A 12777-nucleotide genomic window follows, 5' to 3' on the forward strand; every position below is an offset into this window, starting at 1 on the left:
ATTGCCTCTTTTCTATTTTAATTGATCCATTGGAACCATATCCATGTCTGTATAAGTAATATTCTCACCGCACATCGACCAAATAAATGTATAATCTCCTGTGCCGACACCTGAATGGATCGACCAGCTTGGTGAAATGATCGCTTGTTCATTGTCTACGACTAAATGCTTGGTTTCATCTGGTTTGCCCATCATATGGAAAACGCGCGTATCTTCAGTTGCATAGTCAAAATACAGATACGCTTCCATCCGGCGTTCATGGGTATGACAAGGCATCGTATTCCAAGAGCTGCCTGGTTCTAAGACCGTATAGCCCATTTGTAATTGACAGCTTTCACATACGTTTGGATGAATATATTGATAAATTCTGCGTTTATTCAACGACAGCGACTCACCTGTTTCCATCGGTTTGATTTGATCGATACTGATTTTTACATTTGGGTATTTATGATGTGCCGGAACACTATTTACGTAAAACTTCGCTGGATTTTTCGGATCATCTGATCGGAAAATCACTTCTTTCGTTTCTTTCCCAATATAATAACCATCTTGTTTTTTCATCGGCTCTGTTTGTCCGTCGATCGTGATCGATCCAGGGCCGCCGATATTGATCACACCTAATTCTCTACGTTCTAAGAAATAATCTACACCTAATTCTTTTGTCAAAACAATTTCCAAAGGCTCTTCTGTCGGTGTCACTCCGCCAAAGATCATGCGGTCATTGTGTGTATAAGTCAAGCTGATTTCTCCTGGCGCAAAGACCTTCTCTACTAAAAATTCTCTACGTAATTCTTCTGTTGAATAGTGACGGATATCCTCCGGACTATGTGTATATCTATTTTCCATTTGTTGCATGTCATGACTCCCTTTAACGATTTATTTTTCCTGAACCGGCAGCTAAAAACTGCTCGACTTCTGCTTGAGTAAATTGATTGCAGTCCCCATGAACCGTATGCTTTAAGGCAGCTGCCGCTGTGGCGAAATCAATGATCGCCTGTGGCTTCATCTTTTTCAGCAGGCCATGTAAGACACCGCCGGAAAAAGCATCGCCCCCGCCAACCCGATCGATGATCGGATCGAGTTCATGAAGCTCAGATTCATAATACTGACCATCTATCCATAAGGTCCCCGTCAGATCATTCACGCTTGCTGAATGCACTGTCCGTTTTGTAGAATAAAACACCTCGATGTTTGGAAATCCTTGTTTCATACATTGATAATAAAATGCAGTACTGCTTTCATCCGCTGTTGGAGTTGCGGTGATTCCTAGTAAATGAACGGCATCTAAGATTCCAGCTGAACAATAATCGACATAAGGTAAAACCTGTTTCAGAAAATGCCCAGCCTGTGCTTGACTCCATAATTTTCCGCGATAGTTCACATCAAAACTGATTTTACACCCAGCTTTTCTTGCCTGCTCCACCAAATCCAACGTAAGTGTCTGCCATTTTGGAGACAATGCTGGAGTGATCCCTGAAAGATGGAAGAGATCTACCTCATGAAACAATTCAGACATATCCCACTCAAGTGTGTCCATTTCAGCAAAGCTTGAACCAGCCCGATCATAAATGACCGCGGCTGCCCGCTCACCGATTCCCGTTTCCAGATAGTAAGTACCAAGCCGATGACCGCCAGTCAATAAGAAATCTGTAGTTACTCGGTAACGTTGCAGGTGTTTGCGGACGGCCTCTCCTAAAACGTTGTCAGGTACTTTACTGGCAAATACGACCTCATGGCCAAAATTTGCCAAAGAGATCCCAACATTCGCTTCCGCTCCGCCATAGTGTGCCTGCAGCTGTTCACTTTGAGTCAAGCGGTGCCCTGATTGCGTCGAAAAACGCAGCATGATCTCTCCTAAGGTAACGACTTTTCCCATCTGATCATCCCTTAATTTCTTTTAATTTTGCAGCATATTGCTTCGCCATTGCTGTCACTTGGTCAAAATCACCTGAGCTTGCTGGTGCAAGCAAGTCGCCGCCCACACCAACTGTAACGGCTCCAGCTTTAAACCAATCAGCCATATTTGCCAAGCTCACACCGCCTGTCGGCATAAGACTGACTTGAGGCATCGGTGCTTTGAATGCAGAAATGATACTTGGACCATATGCACTTCCAGGAAATAATTTGACGATATCTGCGCCACTTTTCAATGCTTCCTGTACTTCTGTGATCGTCATACATCCAGGTAAATAAGGAACTTGGTATAAATTACATAATTCTGCCGTTTCCTGATCGAAGCTTGGACTGACGATATACTCCGCTCCTGCCATGATCGCTAAACGGGCGGTAACTGCATCTAAGACGGTTCCCGCACCGATCACGATTTCAGAACGATTTTGATAATAGCTCGTTAATTCTTTGAGTGCTTCATCCGCCTGAGGAACTGTAAAAGTCAATTCAATACCGGTCAGACCACCTGCTACGATGGCATGACTTGCTTTGACGGCTTCTTCTTTTGTCGCTCCGCGGACCACTGCGACAACTCCTGTTTTTTCTAAACGTGATAGAATCTCTACGCGTTTCATTTTCTCACCTGTTTCACTCAATTTCTTAGCCTAAGATCCCTAGTGCGCTCAATGCGATCGATAAAATCAAAATGATCCAGATCACTCGAGTAGAATTTAATTTCTTTTGTCCTAACATCCAGTACGTCAAAAGTACTAGCAAAATCGGCACCAACGAAGGTAAAATCGCATCCAATGTATCTTGGATCACTAATTCCACGCCATCTTTTTTATAAACGAACGGAACGGTCGCTTTGATCACAGACGGGATCAAGGCACCAATCACCGTTACTCCTAAGACTGTTGCAGCATTGGTAAAAGCGGATAATTTATCTTTCAATGTTGTGACTAATTTGACCCCTTGTTTATAACCAAGCGGCAATAATGCCGCACGACCGAATAAAAGAGCAATGTTTGCGATGATCCAAATCACACAGCCGACCACCGAACCATTTTGAGCGAGTGTTCCTGCTACCGAACCAAAAATCGTTCCCCAAATAACATGAAATAATGAATCACCCACGCCGGCAAGCGAGCCCATCAAGGCTGTTTTTAGCGCTACGATCGTTTCTTTTGCTTTATGTCCATCTTGTTCTTCGATCGCCACATCGATCCCCATGATCAAATTCCCAAAAATAGCATTAGTATTGAAAAATTGGTTGTGGGTGCGCATCATATCTTGTAATTGCATTTCATCGTGTCCGTAGAATTTTTTCAGTACAGGTAAGATCCCGTATAGGTACCCTGAGCTCATCATCCGCTCATAGTTCCAGTTTAATTGACTCGCTAAAATATAACGCCAGCTGATTGCATTCAATTCTTTTTTTGTCAGTTTTTGATTACTCATCGCCATCATATCCTCCTTCAAAATCACTCGTACCAGAAGCTACTGCTGTTCCTTTTTCACCATCGCGCTTAAAGACTAACATCGCAGCGACCATCCCTACGATAGATACACCTAACATTGGCACTTGCAGATATGCAGCTAAAAAGAAGCCTAGTAGTAAATAAGGAATATATTGCTTGGTTGGCAGATAACGCAGTAGGATACCGACACCGACGACTGGAAGAACACCTCCAGCTGTTTTCAAACCTGTCATCAACCATTCCGGCATATTTTCAGTGATCGTTGTCACAACTGCATCGCCGGCTAATAACATCAGTAAAATTGGAATCGCACGAGATAATCCCCATAAAAATGAACCAGATAACACTAAACGCGGAATCCGTTTGACCTGCATATTGTCGATAGCTTTGTCCACTCGATGTAAAAGAAACACATTACAGAAACGAGCGACAACGTCTAATTGAAGCATCAATAGTGATACTGGCACCGCTAAACCGATACCATATTCAGCACCTTTACCGGAAATCACTGCAAAGGCTGTCCCTAACACGGCGCCTGTAAAATAATCCGGAACAGAAGCCCCGCCAAATGCGGCGATTCCTAAACGCATCAATTGAAGCGTTCCTCCGACCATCAAACCAGTTTTTAGATCGCCCATGATCATCCCGGAAATCATTCCGGCAATCGCCGGCTGTGTCAACGTATTTGAAATAAGTGAATCATTGATTGCAATAAAAGCATAAACGGTAATAAGAATAATTTGATACGCTGCTAAATGCATGAAAATTCCTCCTAATTTTAAAAGTGTAGCGAAACGATAAGTTCCTGAACAATTTAGGAAATCATCTTAAAGACGCTTTTAGTCTTTCAGAGGATTTATCTAATTGTTGAGGGAACTATTTCGCGAAACTAGATAACTCTAAAAGCGGAACAAATCGCTTAATCCTGTAGAAAATTAGGAAATTGGCATTGAAACGCTTTTTGTTTCACTGGCAATTTATCTATTTTCCTAAGGATTGATTTGTATAGCTAGATAACTCTAAAAGCGTAGCGGGCTCATCCAGTTCTGACTGAAAAATAGGAAAATATGTATGTGACGCTTTTTGTCACAGACAGATTTTATCTTTTTTCTGAAGAACTAGCCCGCGCAACTAGATAACTCTAAAAGCGGAACAGGCTCGTTCAGTCTCAACTGGAAAATAGGAAATTATTTTTGTGACGTTTTTTGTCACGCAAATAATTTATCTTTTTCCTGAGAGACTAGCCTGTGCAGCTAGATAAATAAATGATCAACACTTTCTTACGAAAGTCTTGTACTGTTCAACATCAGTTCATTCTATTCACTGTGTTTCTCAGCAAAAGTGAAACAAATCGCTCAATTCTTCCTTAAAATTTACCCTCGTAATTTCTTCATAAAATCGATCGATGGATCATTCGGCACGAGTTGAGCGGTTACATTTACTCCTTTTGAAGCAATAGTTTCAAAAATCGTTTCTTCTTCTGGTAAAACTTGAATGCTCTTCGTCACTTCACGTGCGCCTTCTTTATAACTCATGTTCCCAACATTGACAGTTTTGATCGGGCCATCTGCTTCAATAAAGCGTAAAACATCTTTCGGATTTTTAAATAATAGGAATAGACGCTGCTTTCCATATTTCCCTGCACGAATATTTTCAGCTGCAGCTTCAACTGGAAGAACCGATAGACGCATCGATGTTGGTGCTGCCATTCTTAAAGAAGATTTTTGTAGTGGATCGGAAGCTGCTTCATCATTTGCGACAATGATACGTTGAGTGCTTAAGCTTGTTGACCAGATCCCTGCAACTTGACCATGGATCAATCGTTCATCGATACGTGTATTGACGATATTTTCCTTTCCAGCATATTGACTAAAGTTGCTCAATTCTTTTTCCTTACTATCTTCGGTGATTTCTTTTTCAGCCTGATTCATACCAGCTTTCACATCAACAATATTTTCTCTAGACAAACATACTAACTCTTTGATCGTTGCTTTTTGATTGACAGCTGCTTCGATCACGATTGAAAGAGTCATGCCAGCAATGATCTCAACACCATCGACATTCAAATAATTTTTTACTGCAACATTACACGGTGTTCCCCCTAATAGGTCTGCAATGATCAACGTCGATCCGTTAAGGGCTTTCATTTTATCATTCAACTCTTTTTCAAATTGGAGATTATCCCCATCTGGTCTTAATGAAACGGTATGCACGTTCTCTTGCTTCCCGATGATCATTTCTAGACTGACTTTGACCCCTTCTGCCATGCCGCCATGACTGATCAATACAATATTTTCCACTCATTTCCCTCCTAAAATGCAGGTCGCCCTACTTAACATGTTATGTCTCTTATAAACATACTATAACACATGGCAAGTCATCCGTAAACCTAATATCTTAATATATTGAATTTTATTTTTAAAGCAACTTATTGTTGTTTTTTATTAACATATGCACCTTTGAAGCAATTGCTAAAAATGAATTAACATGTTATGCTTGATACATTAGACGATATGAACGGAGGTCAGCAAGCATGCTCCCAAAATATGAACAGATCAAGCAAGATCTTTTACATGAAATCAAAAATCATACATTTATCCCCGGTGATAAATTTTATTCTGAAGCGGATATCAAACGAATCTATTCTGTCAGCTCGATCACTGCGGTCAAAGCCTTGAATGAATTGACTAGTGCCGGCTATCTATACCGTATCCAAGGAAAAGGGACTTTCGTTTCGAAAGCCAAAGTCTCTCAGAATGTTAAATTTTCAGATATCGAACTACATTCTATAGATTCTGAAAAAGTCAACGTCATTTCAGTAGAAGAAGAAAATCAACCCGAAATCTTGAAAGAGTTAGGTTTAGCTGCAAGTGCTTCTTACTATAAGATCAAGCGTGTACGCTATTTCGGAGAGGAACCTTTTTTAGTACACATTACTCATTTACCTAAAAAATTAATGAAAGAACCGATCGCTAAGGATCTGAGTGCTTATGCCAGTGTCTATGAACGGGTGAGGAAGGACTTCGCTGTAGATCTATTTTCACTTGCTTCGGTAGAAACAAACGAAATCGTCTTTCCTGATGATGCGGAGCTGCTGAATTTACTACATTTGAGTTTCCGTGAACCGGCTGTCAAACAGGTCAAACATTCTTACTTAGCAGATGGCAGTGTGGCCGAATATATCGTGAGTTACAAGCACTGGAAATATTTCAAAACAAAAATAGAAGTAGAGGCCGAATGATTTTCGGAACTCTACTTCTTTTTTAATCGGTCAATGCTTTTTCAGAAAACACCAACTCTTTGATTTCCCGACCTTCTGTTTCAAAGATCACAACTTCATTTTTCCCTTTTTTTAAGAAGGCTTTTGGACAATAAAGTGAACGAATCGGCCCGATAGACCAATAACGACCTAAATTGACACCATTTACCAGCACGACTCCTTTTCCATACTGACTACAATCAATAAAGGTATCTGCTATATCAGCTAATTCAAACTCGATTTGATAAAATGAAGGCTGTGACGGATTTTTCTCAGCATTATAGTCGATCGCATGTAGCTGTTCTTCAGATAAAGCCAACGCATATTGCTTATATCCTTGATGAAAATGAATATCCTGCATGATACCGCCACGAATCCCTTTCGATTGTGTCGGTCCATTCAATTTGAAGCCATAATTCACTCGACCTAAGTTTTCTACTAAAACATCCAGCTCGATCGTCTCTTTATCAGAAGTGCCATTTACCACCAATTCTTCTCCGATATCTTCTTGATATTGTACCGCCTCAAGCTCTCCGTCTACATAAACTTGAACCCGATCACTTGCTTCGATGATCTTCAACTTGTTTTCGCGGTGGTAATTTTTCAGCTCCACGGAATAAAGAAGATACCCATAACCTTCTCCAGCTTCTTCCATACTTAGTGGATACACCGTTTCCTGTGGTTTCATGATTTGATCTTTTATCGAAAACAAGGACACACTATTCGTTACTGGATACTGTCCTAAGTCGATCATTTTTTTTGTGCGTGGTTCTGCTTGCCAAACATCTGGACAAACTTCTTTGATTGCTTTTTGAACATGATAATATTTTTCTGTAGGCTCTCCGGCCTCTGTCAGCAACGCATCATAATCATAGCTAGTGACTTGCGGCAGATCAAGCGTTCCACGGGCTGAACAGCCATTATAAAAACCAAAGTTGGTTCCGCCATGGAACATATATAAATTCAGTGATCCAACTTCAAGCATATCTTTGACTTCTTTGGCTAGATCCTGACCATCCCGCTTGATGATCGGCTCCCCCCAGCGGTTGAACCAGCCATCCCAATATTCCATACACATGATCGGCCATTTTTTTCCATGACGCGCCATAAACTTGCGCATCACTTCTGCATTTTCTTTAGAATGGCTGCCAAAATTTCCAGCTACAAAAACATCCTCTTCAATCAACGTTCCCGCATCCAGCACCTCATCCCAGGCACCATCCGAAGTGAATAATGGAACATCTACACCAAACTTTTCCATCAGTTGTTTTGTTTGTCGCAAATATTCCTTTTCCATGCCGTAAGAGCCATATTCGTTTTCCACCTGCATCATGATTACTGGACCGCCATGAGTGATCTGCAGCGGCACTAATTTAGGAATCAATACACTAAAATAATTTTGGACTTTGTTCATAAAGCGTGGATCTGTTGACCGTAAACGCAGCCCTTTTTCTTTTAACAGCCACGCAGGTAAACCGCCAAACTCCCATTCTGCACAGATATATGCTGAGGGACGCAAAATCACGAATAACCCGATTTTTTGCGCCAATGTTACAAAGTGCTCAATATTTTTCAGTCCTTCAAAATCATAGACCCCTTCTGTCGGCTCATGTAGATTCCAAGGGATATATGTCTCGACCGTATTGGCCCCTAAGGCTTTTAAATTATATAAGCTATCTTCCCACTGCTCTGGTGTCATTCGAAAATAGTGGATCGCACCACTGATCAATTTGATCGGTTTTCCATCTAGTAAAAAATCTTCTTTTATTTCAAACGTCTGCATGTTCATTCCCCTTTACCAGTATCTTTGCCATTGCGGATTTGCTAATCGGATCAAGGCTTCCAAGTAAAAATAGTCTCCCCATAAATTGGGCTCGTCGATTCCTTTCCCTTCCGCATGTGCATATACACCATGTAATAACAGCCCTTCATTCTCAGGAAGTTTTTTCGCCGAGTAATGTTCTCCTAACTGATAGACCATTCCTTTAGCGAGCATTTCAGCTTCTGGAAAAGCTGCCAATTTCTCTGCTTCCATAAGTCCGCAGGCTGCAATTGCCAGTGACGAGCTATCTTTATCAGATGGATGCTGATCGGTAAAATCAAAGTCCCAATAAGGAATTAAATCTTCTGGTAAATGGGCCAAAAATACATCAACGATTTGTGCATAGTTTTCTGGAAAAGGCATCGAATGAAGATAACTCTCATTCAAAGGAATCCCTAATACCGCCCAACTCTGTCCACGCGCCCAAATCGAAGAATCGCTATGTCCCTGATGCGTCGCACCATGGCTTGGCTGTCCTGTTTCAGGATCAAAATAATACGTATGGAAGGTCGTTGCATCCGCTTTGATCACTGTTTTCATCAATGTCTGATAATGCTTTTCAGCCATCTCAGAATAATGTGTATCACCTGAAATTTCTGTCGCTTCAAATAAAAGAGGTAAGTTGATCAAAGAATCGATGATCAAGCGGTATTCTTTAGGGTCACCCTTTTGTCCCCATGCCTGAATAAATTCACCCTGCTCCTGAAACCTTGCCAGCAGAACTTCTGCCGCTTGCAACACTTCCTGTTTACACTGATCGTTTCCCGTGATCTTAAATCCTGCTCCGGCGGATAGACTATACAAAAAACCGATATCATGATGATCCAATACGAAATGATCATCCAATCGCTTTTGAAAACTCTGGATATTTTCCATTGCCAACGCTAAAAATTTATCTTTCTTCGTCCATTCATATGCTAACCACAGCATGCCTGTCCAAAAGCCATTCGTCCAGTCGTCATTTGCTTTGATTCGATACTTACCATTTGTCGCACATGCTGATGGAAACTGTGTACCGAAGCGCTGCATGTTCTTTTCGATTTGCGAGACACACCAGTCGATTTGCTCGTTTAGCCACATTTCTGTTACATTTCCTCCTAATTCGACCAGTCTTTTTTTATTTTCCTGAAGACTCATTATACAACTCTCCTTAACTTGTTAACATATTAACTAAAATCATTATAACGTAAAAGAAAATAAAATGCGACCTTTCTTCCTGAAATAATCGAAAAAGAATGAGGTTGAGACAGAAGTGTCTAATCCCGAGAAATAAGAAAGAATTCACAAAAATTTGGAAAATAATTTTTGTGAATTCTTTCTTATTTCCGACCTTCAAAGCTTAGGGCTTTAGCCTTAGCATTTGATGAGATCGGAGTGCAACGTAGTGGGATTGCTTCTGCTCTCACCGTTTATCCGGATTCCAGGTGTCTGGGATTTGACTCACAGCGTTTTGTCCCAGACCCTAAATCTGAATAAGTGGCGAGAAAAAAGCAACTCCTTCTTATTTTTCGTAGGTAAACACTTTTATCCCTTATTTCTCCCGAAAACTTCGATTTGTGTCAACGCGGGAAACGGAGAATCATCTGTCGCTTTCTTTAATTGTTTAAATGTTAACCTGCTGGTTTCCTTCACTGGGAAGTGAATCTCTTGAAACTCAACTGCATTCGTTGTTTTTACGATCTTCTCTTCACCATCAGAAAATGCTAGTGTGATTTCTGTCCAATAACTATCATGAGGGTAATCAGCTCGAAACAACAAACGAACCCAGTCAATTTCTACCATTCGTCCAAAATCGATGGTCAGTGCAGCATCAGTCTGTTGATTGATGCCCCAAGAAGCAAACGGATATGAACCATGAGACAAGTTTCCAAATTTGCCATCGATCGCATTTTTAGCAAAAAATACGGCATCGTCTCTGGTTTCTACATTGGCATGTGCATGTGGATAAGCACCAGAAAATTCTTTTTGATCATGAGAATTGAACGTCAAATTTTGGTAGGCTTCTATCTCAAAGGCATGCGCTTGTCGTACCATGATATGATGACGTGTTGAGCGAAAAGCAGTTTCTACAGATGCTTTCCTTTCAGATTCTTCTAGCGGAATGATATATTCCCACGTTTTTTGTGGTAAATAAAGGATCGAAGGTGCTAGTGTTTCATCTAATTGTGCTACAAAATAAGGATGATCTCCGACCACTGTTACAGTGATTTTATCCCCAGCTTCATAAGAATAATTTTTGATAGCCAATACGGCAAGCTCTTTCCCTTCTGCAACGAATGGGTGCTTCTCCTTCTCATGATCGATACGACCAACGATCGTTTGATTCTGTTTATTTTTCAATTCAATTTTTATCATCTTTTTCTGTCCTTTCTTTCTCAGCAACGATCCCGCCAACTAAACAAATCAAGCGATGATTGCCTACTGGCAGCTCTTTTAGTAAGCATGGCAAACTAGTTCTCTGGAAAAACAATGAGGTATTGACTTCCGGTTGAATAATGGTCGCCTCATCGTATCCTGAAATAGCGATCATCCGTGATGTCAACTCCCCTTCTGAAACACTGCACCACGTTGAGTCGATAGTTCCATTGGGTTTACGTCCAGACAAGGGAGCACTAAAACCGCCTTCTCGAATCTTCAAAGGAATCGTTGTTTCTATGTCATGGACACGCAGATGCCATTGTCCAAATGGGTAGATTTCTGTCTGGATCTGAACTTCTTCAAATGGCATCCACTCATAGGAAACGCAGTCTTCCGTCAATTGGTACGCTGTAACCTTCCCTTTCGTTCGAAAATACAAACCATCACGCGAAAGAGCCAAGGTATTATCAAACGCACCTTCCTCATAAGAAACGCCAGCTTTAGGTACACTAAAGCCGAATTTGGTTGAATAAACAAACTTACTATACTTTGCCTGTGCATGGGCCTGATTCTCGATCATCATCCCAGCAGGATAACCTAATAAATGATTTCCTGATGCCTCACGAACGAATAGCATATTGCCTTTTTCGATCACTCTTTTTTCTGTTCTTTGAATAGGCAGAGGAGCTGCCGACCAAAATGGATGCTCTTCTTTCACTGCCAATAATAAAAAGGTCTTGAGTGCCCAGTATGGAGAACCTGGTGCATTGTAGCCTTCTGCCATCACCAAATTTTCATAATGATAGCCGATCGACAATCGTCCATCAAAGGTAAATATGTCATGATTCATCCAGCGCTTTAAATGCGTAGACAACAGCGTTTTCACTTTTCCCCAAGCAATCGCCTCTACATCTGCGAAAACTAACGCAGAGAAAAAAGCACCTTGTGCGAAACGGTACGTCTGACTTCTGCCATAAGGCAATGCTTCTCCCTCTTCATCGAAATAATAAATAAAATCCTGTGCAAATAACATTGCTCGTTCAATAAAACGCTCTGACCACTTCGGATCTTCTGATTTCATAAACGTAGCATAAATCAAGCCATAATAATGAAAAGCAAATGCTACATAATAATCCCGCTGTGTTGCTTTTCCATCCACGTACCAGCCTTCACCAATGTACATAGAATCGATCAATTCCAGTTCCTGCTCTAACTGTTCTTTTTCTAGTACTTCTCCACAATGATAAAGCGCAAGGCGGATCAACACCTTGAAAAAAGTCCAGTTGTTTTTCGGGATCTTACGTGTCAAAGCCTGTGACAGCCATTCCACCACAGATTGCTGATTTTGTTCAGGTAGTTGCTCCCAGAAATATTCTTTATGCAGTAATAACGTCAAAGCTAAGGCTGCTGCTTCAACAATGTATTGATCATAATCTTCTATGTCTCCCCAATAGTTTGCGTTCTTCGGATCGGTTCCTTTTATCAATTTAGCGACATAAGCGTCTCTTAGTTCATCATCCTGACAAGCAGTCCAGTACGGGGCGACTCCCCACAAAGGACGCACAAGCGCTTCCATTTCCGTTCGTTTTCGATCATAGACAGCACCACTGCTCCCTAAGTTCACTCCTGGCTGATCATTCTCTAGTATGATCGCTCTTAACGGCTGCATGATTTTTTCTAAAGCTTCCTGATAATCCTGCCGAGTCAAAAAAGGATTTTCACTCAAAATTCCCACGGTGGCTCCTCCTTCATCAATTTATTGAACAGAATATCAAGCAAGTTCAGATTTTTCAAGCCTTATTTTCTTACTAGTAGACTCAAAAATGAGAAATTTATTTCACTAGTCTTTCACTTAACCTATTATGTTAAACCCTCAAGTTTACTAACCCTTTCAAACAGCTCTTTCATAAATTTAGTTACCCTCACATTCATGAGAAAAAAATGAGTTTTTCTAGCAAAAGCAGTAT

Annotated in this window: 11 protein-coding genes; 1 reads left to right on the forward strand and 10 read right to left on the reverse strand. The window is 41.0% G+C overall.

The features are described 5' to 3' along the window. Positions 1-12 precede the first annotated feature (12 nt). The 6 genes from kduI to A5889_RS08515 form a co-directional block, all read right to left on the reverse strand. Complete coding sequence (gene kduI, locus A5889_RS08490) at positions 13-855, reverse strand: 5-dehydro-4-deoxy-D-glucuronate isomerase (protein WP_087640530.1); 843 nt, start codon at positions 853-855, stop codon at positions 13-15. 13 nt (positions 856-868) lie between these two features. After that, positions 869-1876, reverse strand: a complete 1008-nt coding sequence (locus A5889_RS08495; protein WP_087640529.1) for a sugar kinase — start codon at positions 1874-1876, stop codon at positions 869-871. A 4-nt stretch (positions 1877-1880) separates the two neighbouring features. Beyond that, positions 1881-2525, reverse strand: coding sequence for a bifunctional 4-hydroxy-2-oxoglutarate aldolase/2-dehydro-3-deoxy-phosphogluconate aldolase (locus A5889_RS08500; protein WP_087640528.1), 645 nt, complete (start codon positions 2523-2525; stop codon positions 1881-1883). Between the two features lie 25 nt (positions 2526-2550). After that, positions 2551-3360, reverse strand: a complete 810-nt coding sequence (locus A5889_RS08505) for a PTS system mannose/fructose/sorbose family transporter subunit IID (RefSeq protein ID WP_087640527.1) — start codon at positions 3358-3360, stop codon at positions 2551-2553. Beyond that, positions 3344-4132: a PTS mannose/fructose/sorbose/N-acetylgalactosamine transporter subunit IIC gene (locus tag A5889_RS08510; RefSeq protein ID WP_087640526.1), complete on the reverse strand. Its 789-nt coding sequence runs from the start codon at positions 4130-4132 to the stop codon at positions 3344-3346. Before A5889_RS08510 ends, A5889_RS08505 begins: the two co-directional genes overlap by 17 nt. Before the next feature lie 612 nt (positions 4133-4744). After that, positions 4745-5638 (reverse strand): PTS mannose/fructose/sorbose transporter subunit IIAB, encoded by an 894-nt coding sequence (locus A5889_RS08515; RefSeq protein ID WP_242585656.1) that lies wholly within the window; start codon positions 5636-5638, stop codon positions 4745-4747. A gap of 266 nt (positions 5639-5904) precedes the next feature. Here A5889_RS08515 and A5889_RS08520 point away from each other — a divergent pair, with 266 nt between their 5' ends. Beyond that, entirely contained in the window at positions 5905-6612 is a 708-nt protein-coding gene (locus A5889_RS08520; RefSeq protein WP_087640524.1) for a GntR family transcriptional regulator, read from the forward strand. Between the two features lie 22 nt (positions 6613-6634). Here A5889_RS08520 and A5889_RS08525 read toward each other — a convergent pair whose 3' ends face one another. The 4 genes from A5889_RS08525 to A5889_RS08540 form a co-directional block, all read right to left on the reverse strand. Then, positions 6635-8413 (reverse strand): glycoside hydrolase family 35 protein, encoded by a 1779-nt coding sequence (locus A5889_RS08525; RefSeq protein WP_087640523.1) that lies wholly within the window; start codon positions 8411-8413, stop codon positions 6635-6637. A 12-nt stretch (positions 8414-8425) separates the two neighbouring features. Continuing rightward, positions 8426-9589, reverse strand: coding sequence for a glycoside hydrolase family 88 protein (locus tag A5889_RS08530; protein WP_087640522.1), 1164 nt, complete (start codon positions 9587-9589; stop codon positions 8426-8428). A 387-nt stretch (positions 9590-9976) separates the two neighbouring features. Beyond that, positions 9977-10807, reverse strand: a complete 831-nt coding sequence (locus tag A5889_RS08535; RefSeq protein ID WP_087640521.1) for a hypothetical protein — start codon at positions 10805-10807, stop codon at positions 9977-9979. Continuing rightward, the gene (locus A5889_RS08540; RefSeq protein WP_087640520.1) at positions 10794-12545 is read right to left on the reverse strand and encodes a DUF2264 domain-containing protein; all 1752 of its coding nucleotides are present in this window, start codon (positions 12543-12545) and stop codon (positions 10794-10796) included. Before A5889_RS08540 ends, A5889_RS08535 begins: the two co-directional genes overlap by 14 nt. Between the last annotated feature and the right edge of the window lie 232 nt (positions 12546-12777).

This window comes from Enterococcus sp. 9D6_DIV0238 (assembly GCF_002174455.2).
GTDB lineage: Bacteria > Bacillota > Bacilli > Lactobacillales > Enterococcaceae > Enterococcus_L > Enterococcus_L dunnyi.

What these genes read in the sequence shown, in the direction of transcription:
- kduI (WP_087640530.1), bottom strand. Translation starts at nt 855, where the DNA reads ATGCAACAAATGGAAAATAGATATACACATAGTCCGGAGGATATCCGT.
- A5889_RS08495 (WP_087640529.1), bottom strand. Translation starts at nt 1,876, where the DNA reads ATGGGAAAAGTCGTTACCTTAGGAGAGATCATGCTGCGTTTTTCGACG.
- A5889_RS08500 (WP_087640528.1), bottom strand. Translation starts at nt 2,525, where the DNA reads ATGAAACGCGTAGAGATTCTATCACGTTTAGAAAAAACAGGAGTTGTC.
- A5889_RS08505 (WP_087640527.1), bottom strand. Translation starts at nt 3,360, where the DNA reads ATGATGGCGATGAGTAATCAAAAACTGACAAAAAAAGAATTGAATGCA.
- A5889_RS08510 (WP_087640526.1), bottom strand. Translation starts at nt 4,132, where the DNA reads ATGCATTTAGCAGCGTATCAAATTATTCTTATTACCGTTTATGCTTTT.
- A5889_RS08515 (WP_242585656.1), bottom strand. Translation starts at nt 5,638, where the DNA reads ATGGCAGAAGGGGTCAAAGTCAGTCTAGAAATGATCATCGGGAAGCAA.
- A5889_RS08520 (WP_087640524.1), top strand. Translation starts at nt 5,905, where the DNA reads ATGCTCCCAAAATATGAACAGATCAAGCAAGATCTTTTACATGAAATC.
- A5889_RS08525 (WP_087640523.1), bottom strand. Translation starts at nt 8,413, where the DNA reads ATGCAGACGTTTGAAATAAAAGAAGATTTTTTACTAGATGGAAAACCG.
- A5889_RS08530 (WP_087640522.1), bottom strand. Translation starts at nt 9,589, where the DNA reads ATGAGTCTTCAGGAAAATAAAAAAAGACTGGTCGAATTAGGAGGAAAT.
- A5889_RS08535 (WP_087640521.1), bottom strand. Translation starts at nt 10,807, where the DNA reads ATGATAAAAATTGAATTGAAAAATAAACAGAATCAAACGATCGTTGGT.